At 54.6% G+C, this 17,037-nt stretch carries 17 protein-coding genes; 13 read left to right on the top strand and 4 right to left on the bottom strand.

Annotation, left to right across the window (positions count from 1 at the left end; all coding sequences use genetic code 11):
- Positions 1-10 precede the first annotated feature (10 nt).
- A complete protein-coding gene (locus BN3796_RS10100; protein ID WP_061708218.1) occupies positions 11-589 on the bottom strand; it encodes a lipoprotein in 579 nt (192 codons plus the stop codon).
- A gap of 304 nt (positions 590-893) precedes the next feature.
- On the opposite strand from BN3796_RS10100, the gene bolA reads away from it, so the two are divergent.
- The 11 genes from bolA to BN3796_RS10155 all read left to right on the top strand — a co-directional run bounded on the left by bolA (position 894) and on the right by BN3796_RS10155 (position 11,973).
- Positions 894-1,211, top strand: coding sequence for a transcriptional regulator BolA (gene bolA / locus BN3796_RS10105; protein ID WP_061708219.1), 318 nt, complete (start codon positions 894-896; stop codon positions 1,209-1,211).
- 330 nt (positions 1,212-1,541) lie between these two features.
- The gene (tig, locus tag BN3796_RS10110; RefSeq protein ID WP_061708220.1) at positions 1,542-2,840 is read left to right on the top strand and encodes a trigger factor; all 1,299 of its coding nucleotides are present in this window, start codon (positions 1,542-1,544) and stop codon (positions 2,838-2,840) included.
- A gap of 258 nt (positions 2,841-3,098) precedes the next feature.
- On the top strand, positions 3,099-3,722 hold the full coding sequence (gene clpP, locus BN3796_RS10115; RefSeq protein WP_061708221.1) for an ATP-dependent Clp endopeptidase proteolytic subunit ClpP: 624 nt from the start codon (positions 3,099-3,101) through the stop codon (positions 3,720-3,722).
- Between the two features lie 127 nt (positions 3,723-3,849).
- Positions 3,850-5,124: an ATP-dependent protease ATP-binding subunit ClpX gene (gene clpX, locus BN3796_RS10120; protein ID WP_061708222.1), complete on the top strand. Its 1,275-nt coding sequence runs from the start codon at positions 3,850-3,852 to the stop codon at positions 5,122-5,124.
- 184 nt (positions 5,125-5,308) lie between these two features.
- Complete coding sequence (gene lon, locus BN3796_RS10125) at positions 5,309-7,663, top strand: endopeptidase La (protein WP_061708223.1); 2,355 nt, start codon at positions 5,309-5,311, stop codon at positions 7,661-7,663.
- A 210-nt stretch (positions 7,664-7,873) separates the two neighbouring features.
- On the top strand, positions 7,874-8,146 hold the full coding sequence (gene hupB / locus BN3796_RS10130; protein ID WP_061708224.1) for a nucleoid-associated protein HU-beta: 273 nt from the start codon (positions 7,874-7,876) through the stop codon (positions 8,144-8,146).
- A 210-nt stretch (positions 8,147-8,356) separates the two neighbouring features.
- Positions 8,357-10,231, top strand: coding sequence for a peptidylprolyl isomerase (gene ppiD, locus BN3796_RS10135; protein WP_061708225.1), 1,875 nt, complete (start codon positions 8,357-8,359; stop codon positions 10,229-10,231).
- 148 nt (positions 10,232-10,379) lie between these two features.
- Positions 10,380-10,757, top strand: a complete 378-nt coding sequence (locus BN3796_RS10140; RefSeq protein ID WP_061708226.1) for a helix-hairpin-helix domain-containing protein — start codon at positions 10,380-10,382, stop codon at positions 10,755-10,757.
- Positions 10,758-10,856: 99 nt separating this feature from the next.
- Complete coding sequence (locus tag BN3796_RS10145) at positions 10,857-11,255, top strand: YbgC/FadM family acyl-CoA thioesterase (protein ID WP_061708227.1); 399 nt, start codon at positions 10,857-10,859, stop codon at positions 11,253-11,255.
- Positions 11,256-11,302: 47 nt separating this feature from the next.
- Positions 11,303-11,638 carry a type II toxin-antitoxin system RelE/ParE family toxin gene (locus BN3796_RS10150; RefSeq protein ID WP_061708228.1) on the top strand — a complete coding sequence of 112 codons (336 nt, stop codon included), beginning with the start codon at positions 11,303-11,305 and terminating at the stop codon, positions 11,636-11,638.
- Between the two features lie 5 nt (positions 11,639-11,643).
- Complete coding sequence (locus BN3796_RS10155; protein ID WP_061708229.1) at positions 11,644-11,973, top strand: helix-turn-helix domain-containing transcriptional regulator; 330 nt, start codon at positions 11,644-11,646, stop codon at positions 11,971-11,973.
- A 4-nt stretch (positions 11,974-11,977) separates the two neighbouring features.
- On the opposite strand, the gene queC is transcribed toward BN3796_RS10155, so the two are convergent.
- Both queC and BN3796_RS10165 read right to left on the bottom strand, forming a co-directional pair.
- Positions 11,978-12,673 (bottom strand): 7-cyano-7-deazaguanine synthase QueC, encoded by a 696-nt coding sequence (gene queC, locus BN3796_RS10160; RefSeq protein ID WP_061708230.1) that lies wholly within the window; start codon positions 12,671-12,673, stop codon positions 11,978-11,980.
- Between the two features lie 66 nt (positions 12,674-12,739).
- Positions 12,740-14,437, bottom strand: a complete 1,698-nt coding sequence (locus BN3796_RS10165) for an SgrR family transcriptional regulator (RefSeq protein WP_061708231.1) — start codon at positions 14,435-14,437, stop codon at positions 12,740-12,742.
- 100 nt (positions 14,438-14,537) lie between these two features.
- Here BN3796_RS10165 and cof point away from each other — a divergent pair, with 100 nt between their 5' ends.
- A complete protein-coding gene (cof, locus tag BN3796_RS10170; RefSeq protein ID WP_061708232.1) occupies positions 14,538-15,356 on the top strand; it encodes an HMP-PP phosphatase in 819 nt (272 codons plus the stop codon).
- 40 nt (positions 15,357-15,396) lie between these two features.
- Here cof and BN3796_RS10175 read toward each other — a convergent pair whose 3' ends face one another.
- Positions 15,397-16,443, bottom strand: a complete 1,047-nt coding sequence (locus BN3796_RS10175; RefSeq protein ID WP_061708233.1) for a PLP-dependent cysteine synthase family protein — start codon at positions 16,441-16,443, stop codon at positions 15,397-15,399.
- Positions 16,444-16,558: 115 nt separating this feature from the next.
- On the opposite strand from BN3796_RS10175, the gene BN3796_RS10180 reads away from it, so the two are divergent.
- Positions 16,559-17,017, top strand: a complete 459-nt coding sequence (locus tag BN3796_RS10180; RefSeq protein WP_061708234.1) for an Lrp/AsnC family transcriptional regulator — start codon at positions 16,559-16,561, stop codon at positions 17,015-17,017.
- Positions 17,018-17,037 lie beyond the last annotated feature (20 nt).

Consider the following 17,037-nt stretch of genomic DNA (forward strand, 5'->3'; position numbering starts at 1 on the left):
GGCGGCAGAATTAACGGGCGTTCTGCTTGATAAAGTCGTGGATGCTAGTGTCCTGCGCCATATCGGCGATGGTGTCGGTCAGCACGCTGTTAACGGCATCAGCAATATTCTTATTCGAGGCCTGGAAAGCCCCCTCCACGGAGTAGCTGGCGCGATAGTTCTTGGTCATCTTGTTGCCGCTCTTCGCGGTGGCGATGATGGCGATATCCGCTTTAGTGGAGATGTTATAACGCACGTTACCCTGCGAGACGTCAGCGTAAAGGTTATTAACAATAATTTGCAAATCCACCGCACCGCTTGGGCCAATCATATAGCCGCGCGCCGTCATCTGCTTCTCCAGCACTTCCTGGAGCAGGAAACGCAGATCGCGTGAGGCGGTGAGCGTCACCAGCTGGTTGTCGCGGGTCACTTTCGCCAGCGCCTGATCCTGACGCTGGTCGGCACCGTTAATGCTCACGGTAACGCCCATCAGGCTCGGATCCTGCTGCGGCAGGGAGATTTTCGGGGAGACATCAATAGTGGTCGGTGGCGTGGCGCAGCCGGCCAGCATAAAGAGGGCTACCAACGGGAAGAAGAGTTTTTTTAACATTTCAGATTCTCAACGGATCGTAAGTATGTAGAGCGAAAAATTGTCGCCATCATAACATTGCCAACGGCCAGTGGAAGTGGTCAACGCATGTAAATTCATCGTCTTGTCCGAAAACTAACCACATTGCTCTTTTCACCGCGGCGCCAGCGGCAAAAAGGGTGAGACAGACAGGAAACTTCATCCATTTGGCTGAAAAAAACGGCTGAAGGCTAAATATTTGTTGTCTTGATGTAATGGAAACGGTAAAAGCGGCTAACATTTAAAGGGATGGGCGACCAACCAGCGTTGTCGAAGGAGTAAATTCATGATGATACGTGAGCAGATCGAAGAAAAATTAAGGGCAGCGTTTAACCCCGTGTTTCTCGAAGTCGTCGACGAGAGCTATCGTCATAATGTACCGGCGGGATCTGAAAGCCACTTTAAGGTGGTGCTGGTCAGCGATCGCTTCCTGGGTGAACGTTTTCTGAACCGTCATCGTATGATTTACAGCACGCTGACGGAGGAGCTCGCGACCACCGTACACGCGCTGGCGCTTCACACTTACACGCTTAAAGAGTGGGAAGGGTTACAGGATACGGTCGTTGCCTCACCGCCCTGCCGGGGTGCGGGAAGCTTCGCCTAAAAATCCAATTTGCAACAGTTGAAGCTTTTCCAGTATGTTGCATACAGATTTTCTCAAGACGGCCTGCGGGCCGTTTTGTTTTGTCAGAGTTTTGGACGTGTGGCGCGATTTTGCGGCTAAAAATAGCCTTAAAGTGTGAAAAAAGCCGTAGCTACATACCGTAACCGTTCTCGACTCCCCCCATTGATGCCGCTATAATGCCGCGTCTTAATGAATGTCTTCGGGATGATTCTGGCGACAGGGAATGTGAGTCTGCACTCAGAGCGCATCCCGGTATAGCGAGACAGATTCAGAGTTGACCGAGCACTGTGATTTTTTTGAGGTAACAAGATGCAAGTTTCAGTTGAAACCACTCAAGGCCTTGGCCGCCGTGTAACGATTACTATCGCTGCTGACAGCATCGAAACTGCTGTGAAAAGCGAGCTGGTCAACGTAGCAAAGAAAGTACGTATTGACGGCTTCCGTAAGGGTAAAGTACCGATGAATATCGTTGCTCAGCGTTATGGCGCTTCCGTACGCCAGGACGTGCTGGGCGACCTGATGAGCCGCAACTTCATTGATGCCATCATCAAAGAGAAAATTAATCCGGCTGGCGCGCCGAACTATGTGCCGGGCGAATACAAACTGGGCGAAGACTTCACCTACTCCGTAGAGTTTGAAGTTTACCCGGAAATCGAACTGAAAGGTCTGGAGTCTATCGAAGTTGAAAAACCGATCGTCTCCGTGACTGACGAAGACGTTGACGGCATGCTGGAAACCCTGCGCAAGCAGCAGGCGACCTGGAAAGACAAAGAAGGTGCCGTTGACGCTGAAGACCGCGTGACCATCGACTTCACCGGCTCCGTAGACGGCGAAGAGTTCGAAGGCGGCAAAGCGACCGACTTCGTACTGGCGATGGGCCAGGGCCGTATGATCCCGGGCTTTGAAGATGGCATCAAAGGCCACAAAGCAGGCGAAGAGTTCACCATCGACGTGACCTTCCCGGAAGAGTACCACGCTGAAAACCTGAAAGGTAAAGCGGCGAAATTCGTTATCAACCTGAAAAAAGTTGAAGAACGCGAACTGCCGGAACTGACCGAAGAGTTCATCAAACGTTTCGGCGTGGAAGATGGCTCCGTTGCCGGTCTGCGCGCTGAAGTGCGTAAAAACATGGAGCGCGAGCTGAACGGCGCCGTGCGTAACCGTGTTAAATCTCAGGCGATCGAAGGCCTGGTAAAAGCGAACGAAATGGATGTGCCGGCTGCGCTGATCGACAGCGAAATCGACGTACTGCGTCGCCAGGCTGCTCAGCGTTTCGGTGGCAACCAGCAGCAGGCGATGGAACTGCCGCGCGAGCTGTTTGAAGAGCAGGCTAAACGTCGCGTCGTTGTAGGTCTGCTGCTGGGCGAAGTGATTCGTACCCATGAGCTGAAAGCTGACGAAGCGCGCGTGAAAGGCCTGATCGAAGAGATGGCTTCCGCTTATGAAGATCCGAAAGAAGTGGTTGAGTTCTACAGCAAAAACAAAGAGCTGATGGACAACATGCGTAACGTCGCTCTGGAAGAACAGGCTGTTGAAGCGGTTCTGGAAAAAGCGAAAGTGACCGAAAAAGAGACCTCTTTCAACGAACTGATGAACCAGCAGGCGTAATTCGCGCTAAACGGTTTAAAGTTTGAACAAAAACCCGTTGCCCTGTGGCGACGGGTTTTTTTTATCACCGCTTTGGTCCAGGAAGAGTGCTAAAACGGCGCCAGAGTGTTAGCGTAACAACAAAAGATTGTTATGCTTGAATTATGGCGATGCTGTCCCAATTAGTAGGTAAGCATGTTTTGAGACTGGCTGATAATCCGTCCGTAAGGTTACAATCAGTACAGCAGGTATTTTCCAATTTTTATCCAGGAGACGGAAATGTCATACAGTGGCGAACGAGATAACTTTGCACCCCATATGGCGCTGGTGCCAATGGTTATTGAACAGACCTCACGTGGTGAGCGTTCATTTGATATCTATTCCCGTCTGCTGAAGGAACGCGTTATCTTTCTGACCGGCCAGGTAGAAGACCATATGGCCAACCTGATTGTCGCGCAGATGCTGTTTCTGGAAGCAGAAAACCCGGAAAAAGACATCTACCTGTATATCAACTCTCCAGGCGGCGTTATCACTGCCGGGATGTCCATTTATGACACCATGCAGTTTATCAAGCCGGATGTCAGCACCATCTGTATGGGGCAGGCGGCGTCCATGGGAGCCTTCCTGCTGACGGCAGGCGCCAAAGGCAAGCGTTTCTGCCTGCCGAACTCCCGCGTCATGATTCACCAGCCGCTGGGAGGGTATCAGGGGCAGGCGACGGATATTGAAATCCACGCCCGTGAAATTCTGAAAGTAAAAGCGCGCATGAATGAACTTATGGCGCAGCATACGGGTCAATCACTTGAGCAGATCGAGCGCGACACCGAGCGCGATCGCTTCCTCGCTGCCCCAGAAGCAGTGGAGTACGGCTTAGTCGATTCCATTTTGACCCATCGTAATTGATGCCCGCGACGCAAGGGTGCCGCTATAATAATGTAGGGCGGCACGCTGTCTGGCAGCGGCTTGCGTCTAAAAATGGCATTTGCGTCGTCATGTGCGGCACAAAGAACTTAAAAAGAGGTTTGGACTCATGACAGATAAACGCAAAGATGGTTCGGGCAAACTGCTGTACTGCTCTTTTTGCGGCAAAAGCCAGCATGAAGTGCGTAAACTGATTGCCGGACCGTCCGTGTATATCTGCGACGAATGTGTCGACTTATGTAACGACATCATTCGCGAAGAGATTAAAGAAGTCGCGCCGCATCGCGAGCGCAGCGCGCTGCCGACCCCGCATGAAATTCGTCACCATCTGGACGATTATGTGATCGGTCAGGAACAGGCGAAAAAAGTGCTGGCGGTAGCAGTGTATAACCACTACAAACGCCTGCGTAACGGCGATACCAGCAACGGCGTGGAACTGGGCAAAAGTAACATTCTGCTGATTGGCCCAACAGGTTCCGGTAAAACGCTGCTGGCGGAAACGCTGGCGCGTCTGCTGGATGTCCCTTTTACCATGGCCGATGCCACCACCCTGACCGAAGCCGGTTATGTGGGCGAGGATGTTGAGAACATCATCCAGAAGCTGCTGCAGAAGTGCGACTATGACGTACAGAAAGCGCAGCGCGGGATCGTCTATATCGATGAGATCGATAAGATTTCCCGTAAGTCCGATAACCCATCCATCACTCGTGACGTCTCCGGTGAGGGTGTGCAGCAGGCGCTGCTGAAGCTTATCGAAGGTACCGTGGCGGCCGTTCCGCCGCAGGGTGGACGCAAGCATCCGCAGCAGGAGTTCCTGCAGGTTGATACTTCGAAGATCCTCTTTATCTGCGGCGGCGCGTTTGCCGGTCTGGATAAAGTGATCTCCCACCGTGTAGAAACCGGCTCCGGCATCGGTTTTGGCGCGACGGTAAAAGCGAAATCTGAAAAAGCGAACGAAGGCCAGCTGCTGGCTCAGGTAGAACCGGAAGATCTGATCAAGTTTGGTCTGATCCCGGAGTTTATCGGCCGTCTGCCGGTTGTCGCCACGCTGAACGAGCTGAGCGAAGAAGCGCTGATCCAAATCCTGAAGGAGCCGAAAAACGCCCTGACCAAGCAGTATCAGGCGCTGTTTAATCTGGAAGGGGTTGATCTGGAGTTTCGCGATGAGGCGCTGGATGCGATCGCCAAGAAAGCGATGGCGCGTAAAACCGGCGCCCGTGGTCTGCGCTCTATCGTAGAAGCCGCGCTGCTCGACACCATGTACGATCTGCCATCAATGGAAGACGTTGAGAAAGTGGTGATTGACGAGTCGGTTATTGCCGGGCAAACCAAGCCGCTGTTGATTTACGGCAAACCGGAAGCGCAGCAGGCGTCTGGCGAATAATTAGCCAAAGCTAACAAGCAGTTAAGCCGGAAGGGGGGATTTTATCCCCCCTTTTATTTTTCGTTAATCATGGCGTTGAATGTGTGGGAAACATCCCCATATACTGGGTTACATGTTAAAGGTTGTGTGAAGCACAGTCGTGCAGCCTGTTTACCTGGCGGACACTAAACTAAGAGAGAGCTCTATGAATCCTGAGCGTTCTGAACGCATTGAAATCCCCGTATTGCCGTTGCGCGATGTGGTGGTTTATCCGCACATGGTCATACCCTTATTTGTAGGGCGGGAAAAATCTATCCGTTGCCTTGAAGCCGCCATGGATCATGATAAAAAAATCATGCTGGTTGCGCAGAAAGAAGCGTCAACGGATGAGCCGGGTGTAAACGATCTTTTCACCGTCGGGACCGTGGCCTCAATTTTGCAGATGCTGAAACTGCCGGACGGCACCGTGAAGGTGTTGGTTGAAGGTTTGCAGCGTGCGCGTATTACCACCTTGTCTGACAATGGCGAACACTTCTCGGCTAAGGCGGAGTATCTGGAGTCGCCACAGATTGACGAGCGTGAGCAGGAAGTGCTGGTACGCACGGCGATCAGTCAGTTTGAAGGCTATATCAAGCTGAACAAGAAGATCCCGCCGGAAGTGCTGACCTCCCTGAACAGCATTGACGATCCCGCGCGCCTGGCGGACACCATCGCTGCTCATATGCCTCTGAAGCTGGCGGACAAACAGTCCGTGCTGGAGATGTCCGACGTTAACGAACGTCTGGAATACCTGATGGCGATGATGGAGTCGGAGATCGATCTGCTGCAGGTTGAGAAACGCATTCGCAACCGCGTGAAAAAGCAGATGGAGAAATCCCAGCGCGAGTACTATCTGAACGAGCAGATGAAAGCCATTCAGAAAGAGCTGGGCGAGATGGACGACGCGCCGGACGAAAACGAAGCGCTGAAGCGCAAAATCGACGCGGCGAAGATGCCGAAAGAGGCGAAAGAGAAAGCCGAAGCGGAACTGCAGAAGCTGAAAATGATGTCGCCGATGTCGGCAGAAGCGACCGTCGTGCGCGGCTACATCGAGTGGATGGTACAGGTTCCGTGGAACGCCCGCAGCAAGGTCAAAAAAGATCTGCGTCAGGCGCAGGAGATTCTGGATACCGACCACTACGGCCTGGAGCGTGTCAAGGATCGTATCCTTGAATACCTCGCGGTGCAGAGCCGTGTGAACAAAATCAAAGGCCCGATTCTCTGCCTGGTAGGACCGCCGGGGGTAGGTAAAACCTCCCTGGGGCAATCTATCGCCAGAGCGACCGGCCGTAAGTATATCCGTATGGCGCTGGGTGGCGTACGTGATGAGGCGGAAATCCGCGGTCATCGTCGTACCTATATCGGCTCCATGCCGGGTAAGCTGATCCAGAAAATGGCGAAAGTGGGCGTTAAAAACCCGCTCTTCCTGCTGGATGAGATCGATAAGATGTCGTCGGATATGCGCGGCGATCCCGCCTCCGCGCTGCTGGAGGTTTTAGATCCAGAGCAGAACGTGGCGTTCAGCGATCACTATCTGGAAGTGGACTACGATCTCAGCGATGTGATGTTCGTGGCGACCTCTAACTCCATGAATATTCCGGCGCCGCTGCTGGATCGTATGGAGGTGATTCGTCTGTCGGGCTATACCGAGGATGAGAAGCTAAATATTGCTAAAAAGCACTTGTTGCCGAAGCAAATTGAGCGTAATGCGCTTAAAGCCAGCGAACTGACCGTAGAGGATAGCGCCATTGTCGGCATTATTCGTTACTACACTCGCGAAGCGGGCGTGCGTAGTCTGGAGCGTGAAATCTCTAAACTGTGCCGTAAGGCGGTGAAACAGCTGCTGCTGGATAAGAGCCTGAAGCACATCGAGATCAACGGCGATAACCTGCATGAGTACCTGGGTGTACAGCGCTTTGACTATGGCCGCGCCGATAACGAAAACCGCGTGGGCCAGGTTACCGGGCTGGCATGGACGGAAGTGGGCGGCGATCTGCTGACCATCGAAACCGCCTGCGTACCGGGTAAAGGTAAACTGACCTATACCGGCTCGCTGGGTGAAGTGATGCAGGAGTCCATCCAGGCGGCGCTGACCGTGGTACGCGCGCGTGCGGAAAAATTGGGTATTAACTCCGATTTTTACGAAAAACGCGACATCCACGTTCACGTTCCGGAAGGGGCGACGCCGAAGGATGGCCCAAGCGCCGGTATCGCTATGTGTACCGCGCTGGTCTCCTGCCTGACCGGTAACCCGGTGCGCGCCGATGTTGCGATGACCGGCGAGATCACTCTGCGCGGACAGGTATTACCGATCGGTGGTCTGAAGGAAAAACTGCTGGCGGCACACCGCGGCGGCATTAAGACCGTGCTGATTCCTTATGAGAATAAGCGCGATCTGGAGGAAATTCCTGATAATGTCATCGCCGATCTCGATATCCATCCGGTGAAGCGTATTGAGGAAGTTCTGACTCTCGCGCTGCAAAATGAGCCGTCTGGGATGCAGGTCGTTACCGCAAAATAGTGACCTCGCGCAAATAGCGCCAATAAAAACGAGGCTGGTAAGTCATTTCGTACTTGCCAGCCTTTTTTTGTATGGCTAATTTAGATTGCTGATCGGGCAAGCCATCAACAACGGGTGTTGTAAGGTCATGGCAGGCCTGTTATAACTGCTGCGCGGTCGCATCGTGAAGGATTTAGATGCGATATAAATAATAAAGAGAGGAAGAGAACAGTGAATAAATCTCAATTGATTGACAAAATTGCTGCGGGTGCTGATATCTCTAAAGCTGCGGCTGGACGTGCATTAGATGCTTTCATTGCATCCGTGACTGAGTCTCTGAAAGACGGGGATGATGTAGCGCTGGTTGGCTTTGGTACTTTTGCTGTTAAAGAGCGTGCTGCCCGTACTGGCCGTAACCCTCAGACCGGTAAAGAGATCACCATTGCTGCCGCTAAAGTTCCTGGCTTCCGTGCAGGCAAGGCACTGAAAGACGCAGTAAACTGATCGCTTTCTCCCACAGGGAAACCGAAAAGTACAAGGGCGCATCGCGAGATGTGCCTTTTTTGTTTGTCGAGAGCTGATTTGTTCGAGTTTATGCGATTCCGGGCTGACAATCGCCCCGGTTTCTTGTCACAATACGTCTTTACGCGCTGCGGTCAGGATTTGCCGGCAGCGTAAGGTCACCAGTCACCTTCAGCGGAGTGTGGTTACACCATGATGGACAGCTTACGCACGGCTGCTAACAGTCTCGTGCTCAAGATTATTTTCGGTATCATTATCGTGTCGTTCATTTTGACCGGCGTGAGTAGTTACCTGATTGGCGGTGGCAGCAACTATGCCGCAAAAGTGAATGGCCAGGAGATCAGCCGCGGGCAGTTCGAAAATGCTTTTGCCGGTGAGCGTAACCGTATGCAGCAGCAGATGGGCGAGCAGTATTCCGTCCTCGCCTCTAACGAAGCCTGGATGAACCAGCTGCGCCATGACACGCTGAACCGCCTTATTGATGAAGCCCTGCTGGACCAGTATGCAAAACATCTGGGTCTTGGCATCAGCGACGAGCAGGTAAAAAATGCCATTTTCGCCACGCCTGCCTTCCAGTCTAACGGTAAGTTCGACAACACACGCTATAACGCCATTATCAATCAGATGGGCATGTCAGCCGACCAGTATGCCCAGGCGCTGCGTAACCAGTTGACCACCCAGCAGCTGATCAACGCCGTTGTCGGCACCGATTTCATGCTGAAGGGTGAAACCGACGAGCTGGCCGCGCTGGTCGTGCAGCAGCGTGTGGTGCGTGAAGCGACGCTGGATGTTAACGCGCTGGCGGCGAAGCAGCAGGTGAGCGACGAGGAGGTGAAAGCCTACTATGCGCAGAACAAAAATACCTTCACCGCACCGGAACAGTTCCGCGTAAGCTACATCAAGATGGATGCTGCCGCGATGGCGCAGACCGCCTCGGACAGCGAAATTCAGGCGTACTACGATCAGCATCAGGATCAGTTCACCCAGCCGCAGCGTAACCGCTACAGCGTGATTCAGACCAAAACCGAAGCTGACGCGAAAGCGGTACTGGATGAGCTGAATAAAGGCGCTGACTTTGCCACGCTGGCGAAAGCGAAATCCACCGATATCATCTCCGCGAAAAACGGCGGCGATATGGGCTGGCTTGAAGCCTCCACCACGCCTGATGAGCTGAAAAACGCGAATCTTACCGAAAAAGGCCAGCTTTCCGGGGTGATTAAATCCTCTGTAGGCTTCCTTGTAGCGCGTCTTGATGACGTTGAGGCGGCAAAAACCAAGCCGCTGGCGGACGTGCGCGATGAGATCGCGGCGAAAGTGAAGCAGGAAAAAGCGCTGGATGCTTACTATGCGCTGCAGCAGAAAGTGAGTGACGCCGCCAGCAATGATAATGAATCGCTGGCTGGCGCCGAGCAGGCTGCGGGTGTGAAAGCGGTCGAGACGGGCTGGTTTGGCCGTGATAACGTGCCGGAAGAGCTTAACTTCAAACCGGTAACCGATGCGATTTTCAACGGCGGCCTGGTGGGAGAAAATGGCACGCCGGGCAGCAACTCCGACATTATCACTGTCGATGGCGACCGCGCGTTTGTTCTGCGTGTTGCGGAGCACAAGCCGGAATCGATCAAGCCGCTCGAGGCGGTAAAAGATCAGATTACCGCGCTGGTGAAACACAACAAAGCGGTTGAGCAGGCAAAACTCGATGCGGACAAGCTGGTGGGTGAGCTGAAAGCGGGCAAAGGCGATGAGGCGATGAAAGCTGCTGGCCTGAGCTTTGGCGAGGCGAAAACGCTGAGCCGTACCGGTCAGGATCCGATAAGCCAGGCGGCCTTTAATCTGGGCCTGCCGGCGAAAGATAAACCGGTCTACGGCACCGCTTCCGATATGCAGGGTAACGTGGTTATCCTGGCGCTGGATGAAGTGAAAGCCGGTACCATGCCGGACGCGCAGAGAAAAGCGATGGTAGCGGGCATCACCCAAAATAATGCGCAAATCGCGTTTGAGGCGCTGATGAGCAACCTGCGTAAAGAAGCCAAAATCAAACTTGGCGATGTGGTTAACCAGCCGCAATAATCGCGATGCTTCTCGCATAATGTAGCAACCCGCTGCAATAAACAAAGGCCGCTTTCGCGGCCTTTTCCATTTCTGCAATCTGCTGTTTGTTCTTGTTTTTGCCCACCGTTATTGTGGCCCCGCTGTCAACAAACAAGGAGAAAACAGCATGAAACGTGGATTCAAAGCGCTTCTGGTTACGCTTGCTATCGCAGGCTTTGGGATGAACGGTAGCGCGCAGGCGGCCCCGGCGAGTAAAAACCCGACGGTGCAGGCGCAGGCCAACGGTGCAGCACCCGCTACCGAACAGGCAAGGGCAACGGAAAGCAGTAAAAAGAGCGACGAGGATGGCTCGAAGGTGAGTATTAATCAGGCCCCGGCAGAGGAGCTGGCGCGGGTGATGAACGGAGTGGGGCTGAAGAAGGCGCAGGCCATCGTCAGCTATCGCGAGGAATATGGTCCTTTCAAAACGCTCGACGACCTGAAGCAGGTGCCGGGAATGGGAAGCGCGCTGGTTGAGCGTAACCTCTCACATCTGACGCTCTAATCACGTAATAACTTGCACAGTGGCAAAAATTTGCCAGGCTAGAGAGGTCATACCAGTTGTGACCTCTTACCCTATAACAACAGTAAAGGTTTTTGCGCTATGCAGACACAAATTAAAGTTCGTGGTTACCATCTTGATGTTTACCAGCACGTTAATAACGCCCGCTATCTGGAGTTTCTTGAAGAGGCGCGCTGGGATGGTCTTGAGAACAGCGAAAGTTTTCGCTGGCTGACGGCGCGTAACATCGCCTTTATCGTCGCCAACATCAATATCAACTACCGCCGTCCGGCGGTACTGGGGGATCGCCTCACCGTAACAAGCCAGCTGCAGCAGCTTAATGGTAAAAGCGGCGTGCTCAGTCAGGTGATCACGCTGGAGCCGGAGGGGCAGGTGGTCGTTGACGCGCTCATCACTTTTGTCTGCATCGATCTGAAAACCCAGAAAGCGCTGCCGCTGGAAGGAGAGCTGCGCGAAAAGCTGGAGCAGCTGATCGAATAGCAAATTTGTCTTTTATAAAAGACAAATGAGCGTTTCAGGGATAGACTATGCACAGGGACTACAGCATTGAGCGTTACCGGACGCGTGACGGAAAGATCCCGTTTACCGACTGGATAGAGAAGATGAACCGCAAGGATCCGTATGTCGCTTTTCGGATCCTTATGCGTATCAACCGCGCGATTAAGCGCAACTTTGGTGACTATCGTTATCTCAGGGAGGGTGTCTGGGAAATGCGAGTGGATTGTGGTCCAGGTTACAGAATCTATTTTGCCGTTGAAAATCGACAGGTTTTATTACTGCTGGTAGGGGGTGATAAAAAAACGCAGAAAGCCGATATCAACCGTGCGATAGAATACTGGCAGGATCATCAATCAAAAGGATAAAACGAATGAGCCAGGAGAAAAGAAAATTTTCAAGCTCAGTAAGCCACCACGATGCGGTTGTGCAGATGCTGCGTGAAAATCCTCACTATGCACAAATCTATCTGCAGACGGCCCTTGATGAGATCTATGAGGATCAGGGGATCCCTGCCTACCTGATTGCGCTGCGCCATGTTATCGAGGCGCGCGGCGGTATCGGCGTCATCTCTGAGAAAGCGGGCTTATCACGCCAGCAACTCTACAAAACGCTCTCTGATAATGGTAACCCCACGCTTACCACGCTGATGAAAGTTACCCGTGCTGCCGGCGTGAAACTGTTCGACAGCACGGTGAAATAAGGCCTTATTGCAGCCCGGTTTTCTGCTTCATCGCCGCCATGACCGCAGGCTTATCGGCCAGGTAGTGGTTCAGACCGTTAGCTCGCAGGTTGCAGGCGGCGCATTCGCCGCAGCCTTCGCCCTTAATGCCGTTATAGCAGGTGAGCGTCTCATAGCGCACCAGATCCAGCTTACCCCAGTAGTCGGCCAGCGCCCAGGTTTCGGCTTTATCGAGCCACATCAGCGGCGTTTCGAAGCGTATTTCTTTCGCCATGCCTAAATTCACCGCATGGTTTAGCGCCTTAACAAACTCATCCCGGCAGTCAGGGTAACCGGAAAAATCGGTTTCGCACACGCCGGTGATCACCGCCTCGGCCTGCACCTGATAGGCGTAAATCGCGGTCAGCGTCAGGAAGAGGATATTACGGCCAGGAACAAAGGTATTGGGAATGCCGCTGGCGTCGGGAGCATAGTCCGGAACCGGAATGTTATCGCGGGTCAGGCTGCTGACCGCCAGTTCGTTGAGCAGGGTTACGTCCAGCACCTTATGCGCCCGGGCGCCCAGTTGCAGCGCTAAATCACGGGCTACGTCGATCTCCGCACGATGGCGCTGCCCATAATCAAACGTTACGCAATGCACTTCATCATACTGCTGAAGCGCCTGAATCAGGCAGGTAGTGGAATCTTGTCCTCCGCTGAATACGACCACGGCACGTTTCATAGATAGTCTCGACAGTTACGGTAAAAGGATAATGGTAACCGCTGAGCCTGACCGCGACCAGCTTCTTCACTCTTTTGGCGCTGGCAGCCACGCCTCGGTAAAATCGAACCAGCCGCGGGTATTGAGGCGAATACCATTGACGCCAGGGGGCGCGCTAACCTGATACTGGTAGTTGAAGAGCGGTGTTAGCACCGCTTTCTCCATCAATCTGGCGAAGATCTCCTTAAGCTTCGCATGCCGATCCTGTTCGCAGGCCTGCTTTTGTACCGCGTCCAGCGTCGCCTGCAGATGCGCAAATTCCGGCGCGCTCAACAGATGCGGCCAGAGGATATCGCAGCGCAGCCACTGCTCAAGCGTCGACTCCGGCGCTTCACCAATCAGGCGATCGCCCATCATCATATCCGCCTGCGCAAGCGAGGCGCAGCCATCCCAGGTTTTCGCGTCATGAAAAATAACCGTAAGGTCGCAGCCCTGCTGTGCCAGGTACCGTTTCAGCTGTTCAGCCATGATATGCAGCTCAACGGGGAGGTGATAAACCAGCGTCAGCGTCGCGGGAAGCGTCACATGGTTGAGGGCGGGCCACTGCGGAATGGCCCAGCCCGGCAGCAGTTCCCGGGAGGGGGTGATAAGATTTTTCTCCAGCGGCAGGGTAAGCAGCAGGGTTTGATGGATGATATTGATTAACCGGCGCGCCTGCATCTCGCTGAGTCCGGAGCTCTGCTTGAGCGTGAGATAACAGAAGCCCAGGCTAATACTGTTGCTGACCAGGCGCAGGCTGGCCAGCTCCTCCGGCTCGCCGATGGCGATTTGTACCGGATGGCGGCAGCTGGTTCCCAGCCCGCGATCGAACAGCTGCGGCGTGATCCAGTATTCGATCGCCTTCAGCAGCGGATGGCTGAGATGATACTGTTCGTGGCACTCCAGACGCACCAGCTCGGGCTCCCAGGCGGCGATGCGGAACGGGCCGCTGCCGATGTCAGGGCGCTCCGGGTGGGCAAGACGACTGGCGTAGCTCGCCAGACGGTGCGCCAGCCAGTAGTCTGGCTGATGCAGCACAAAGGTTAAACACTGCGGATGGGTCACCTCCGTGCGTTGCACGCTGGCAAACAGCCGCTGCAGAACGGGCAGGGCGAGCAGCGCCGTCAGGCTTGCCTGCAGCTGCGCCGTTTCGATTTTATCGCCGTTATGCCAGTGGAGCGTAGAGCGGATGTAGAAATGCCAGCGCAGCCCATCGGCTGAGATCTCCCAGTGGTGGGCCAGATCGCCCGCGGGCGTGCTGCAGTTGCCATTAAAGCGCGTCAGGCCGGAAAAAACCTGGCCCGCCAGATGCTGTTCGGCGCGTCCCGGCAGGAAGCCCGGCTGCAGCGGATCGAGTGGGCGATAGTAAGGAATACGCAGCGTAGGGGTATCGTTCTGCCACTGCCCGCCGAGAAAGGGCTCCAGCAGCGCGCGAATATCCTGCGGCGCAAGCTGGGCCAGTTCGAGCGCGGTATGTTTATGCCCGCTTCTGAGCGCCTCTTCCATCATCCGGTTGCGCAGGGTCTCGGGCGACACGTGAAAGGTGAGTTCCCCGCGTTTTCCGCGCCCGGATTGTGCCCGCCAGCTAAGCCAGCCCGCCTCCTGCGCCTGGCGCAACAGCGTACGCACGTGCCGCTCGCTGCAAAAACAGCGTTCGGCAAGTTCGGTAACGGTAACACGCTGCGGCGCTCCGGCGGAGGGGTGCCACAGGCGCTGATACTGATTAAGGCGGTTGAGCTGGCGCATAATAAACCCGGAACAATAATTTTCATCTATTCACTATTACTTCCGTATATCGCAGGCAATACTGGTTCACAAGTCACCGCATCACATTTCGGGAGTAAACATGGCTCGGCTCGCTGCATTTGATATGGACGGCACGCTTTTAATGCCGGATCACCGCTTAGGCGACAACACCCTGAGTGTACTGAAGCGGCTGCGGGAGCGTGATATTACTCTGACCTTTGCCACCGGCCGCCACGTGCTGGAGATGCGCCACCTGCTGGACAAGCTGGCGCTGGATGCGTTTCTTATCACCGGTAACGGCACCCGCATTCACACTAATGAGGGAGAGGTCATTTATCGGCAGGATCTTGACCCGTCTGTTGCAGAGCAGGTATTGCACAGCCGCTGGGACACCCGCGCCAGCATGCATGTTTTTAACGATACCGGCTGGCTGACGGGACAGGAGGATCCGCTGTTGCTGAAGGCCCATGCCTATAGCGGCTTTCGCTATCAAATTACCGACCTGCGTCGTATCCCGGCCCATGCGGTGACTAAAATCTGTTTTTGTGGCGATCATGACGATCTGCGTCGCCTGCGTATTCAGCTTAACGAGGCGCTGGGCGTCCGGGCGCATTTAACCTTTTCAGCGTTCGACTGCCTGGAAGTGCTGCCGGTGGGGTGCAACAAAGGCTCAGCCCTGGCGGTGCTGAGCGATCGTCTGGGGCTGACTCTGAACGACTGTATGGCGTTTGGCGACGCGATGAACGATCGCGAAATGCTGGGAAGCGTTGGTCGCGGCCTGATTATGGGCAACGCCATGCCGCAGCTTATCGCCGAGCTGGCCCATCTGCCGGTTATCGGTCACTGCCGTAACGAAGCAGTCTCCCATTTTTTGAACCATTGGCTGGATAAACCCGATCTTCCCTATTCCCCCGAATAGTCAGATGTTTCCGGCAAGCCAGACGCAGGTCTGGCTTTTTTTATGCGACAAGCTGGTTAATCTCCGCTCTCCACGGCGCGATATCCCCGATGTGCTGTTTTACCCACTCTTCGTGATAGTAGGTGTCCAGGTAGCGCTCTCCGCTGTCGCAGATAAGCGTCACGATGGAGCCCTGCTCCCCGGACGCCCGCATCCGCGCCGCCAGCTGCAGGGCGCCCCAGACGTTGGTGCCGGTTGAAGCGCCAACCTTACGGCCAAGCTGCGTCTCCAGCCAGTGGGCGGCGGCGATGCTTGCCGCGTCGGGTACGCGCAGCATCTCATCCACCACGTCCGGGATGAACGACGGCTCCACGCGCGGGCGGCCAATCCCTTCGATTCGGCTGCCTGTCGGGCTTCGCAGCGTTGCATCGCGGGAGTGCCAGTAGTCGAAAAAGACGGAGTTTTGCGGATCCACAACCATCAGGCGCGTGTCGTAACCCTGGCAGCGGATATAACGGCCAATCGTGGCGGAGGTGCCGCCGGTGCCTGCGCTCATCACAACGTACGCGGGAACGGGATGCGGCTCGCTGCGCATCTGCCGGTAGATGCTTTCGGCAATATTGTTATTGCCGCGCCAGTCGGTGGCGCGCTCGGCATAGGTAAACTGATCCATATAGTGGCCGCCCAGCTCGCGGGCAAGCATTCCGGAGGCGGCGTAAATCTCACAGGCGCTTTCCACAAAATGGCAGCGCCCGCCATAAAATTCGATCTGCTCAACTTTGCGTTTCGCGGTGCTGGCGGGCATGACGGCGATAAACGGCAGCCCCAGCAGACGGGCGAAATAAGCTTCCGAGACGGCGGTCGAGCCGGAGGAGGATTCGATAACCGGCGTGCCCTCTTTGATCCAGCCGTTACACAGGCCATATAAAAAGAGCGAGCGCGCCAGGCGGTGCTTCAGGCTGCCGGTAGGGTGGGTGCTTTCATCTTTAAGATAGAGCGAGATCCCCGGAAAACCCGGCAGGGGGAGACGAATCAGATGCGTATCCGCTGAGCGCTGATAGTCGGCGTTAATTTCGCTGATAGCATCTTTAACCCAGGAGCTGATCATTAAATGTTCCATTTTGTCATTTTGTGCCCAGAATAGCGAAAAGCCGGGAAAAAATTGTTGCCATCCGGCCTTTAAAATAGAATGTAAGGAGAAAAAAATTCTCTCAGAGGCGGATATGTTAGACAAAATTGACCGTAAGCTGCTCTCTTTACTCCAGAACGACTGCACCCTCTCTTTGCAGGCGCTGGCTGATGCCGTTAATCTGACCACCACCCCCTGCTGGAAACGGCTCAAGCGGCTGGAGGATGACGGTATCCTTCTGGGGCGGGTGGCGCTGCTCAACCCTGAAAAGCTCGGGCTTGGGCTGACCGCGTTCGTGCTTATCAAAACGCAACATCACAGCAGCGAATGGTACAGCCAGTTCGTTACGCAGGTGGGGGAAATGACCGAGGTGCTCGGCTTCTGGCGGATGGCCGGAGAGTATGACTACCTGCTGCGCGTACAGGTGGCGGACATGAAACGCTACGACGACTTTTATAAGCGGCTTGTCAATAGCGTGCCGGGCCTTACGGATGTCACCTCCAGCTTTGCGATGGAACAGATAAAATATACTACCGCGCTACCCATTGAATAACGTCGAACAAGACCTCAGGA

The sequence above is a fragment of the Pseudenterobacter timonensis genome (assembly GCF_900021175.1).
GTDB lineage: Bacteria > Pseudomonadota > Gammaproteobacteria > Enterobacterales > Enterobacteriaceae > Enterobacter > Enterobacter timonensis.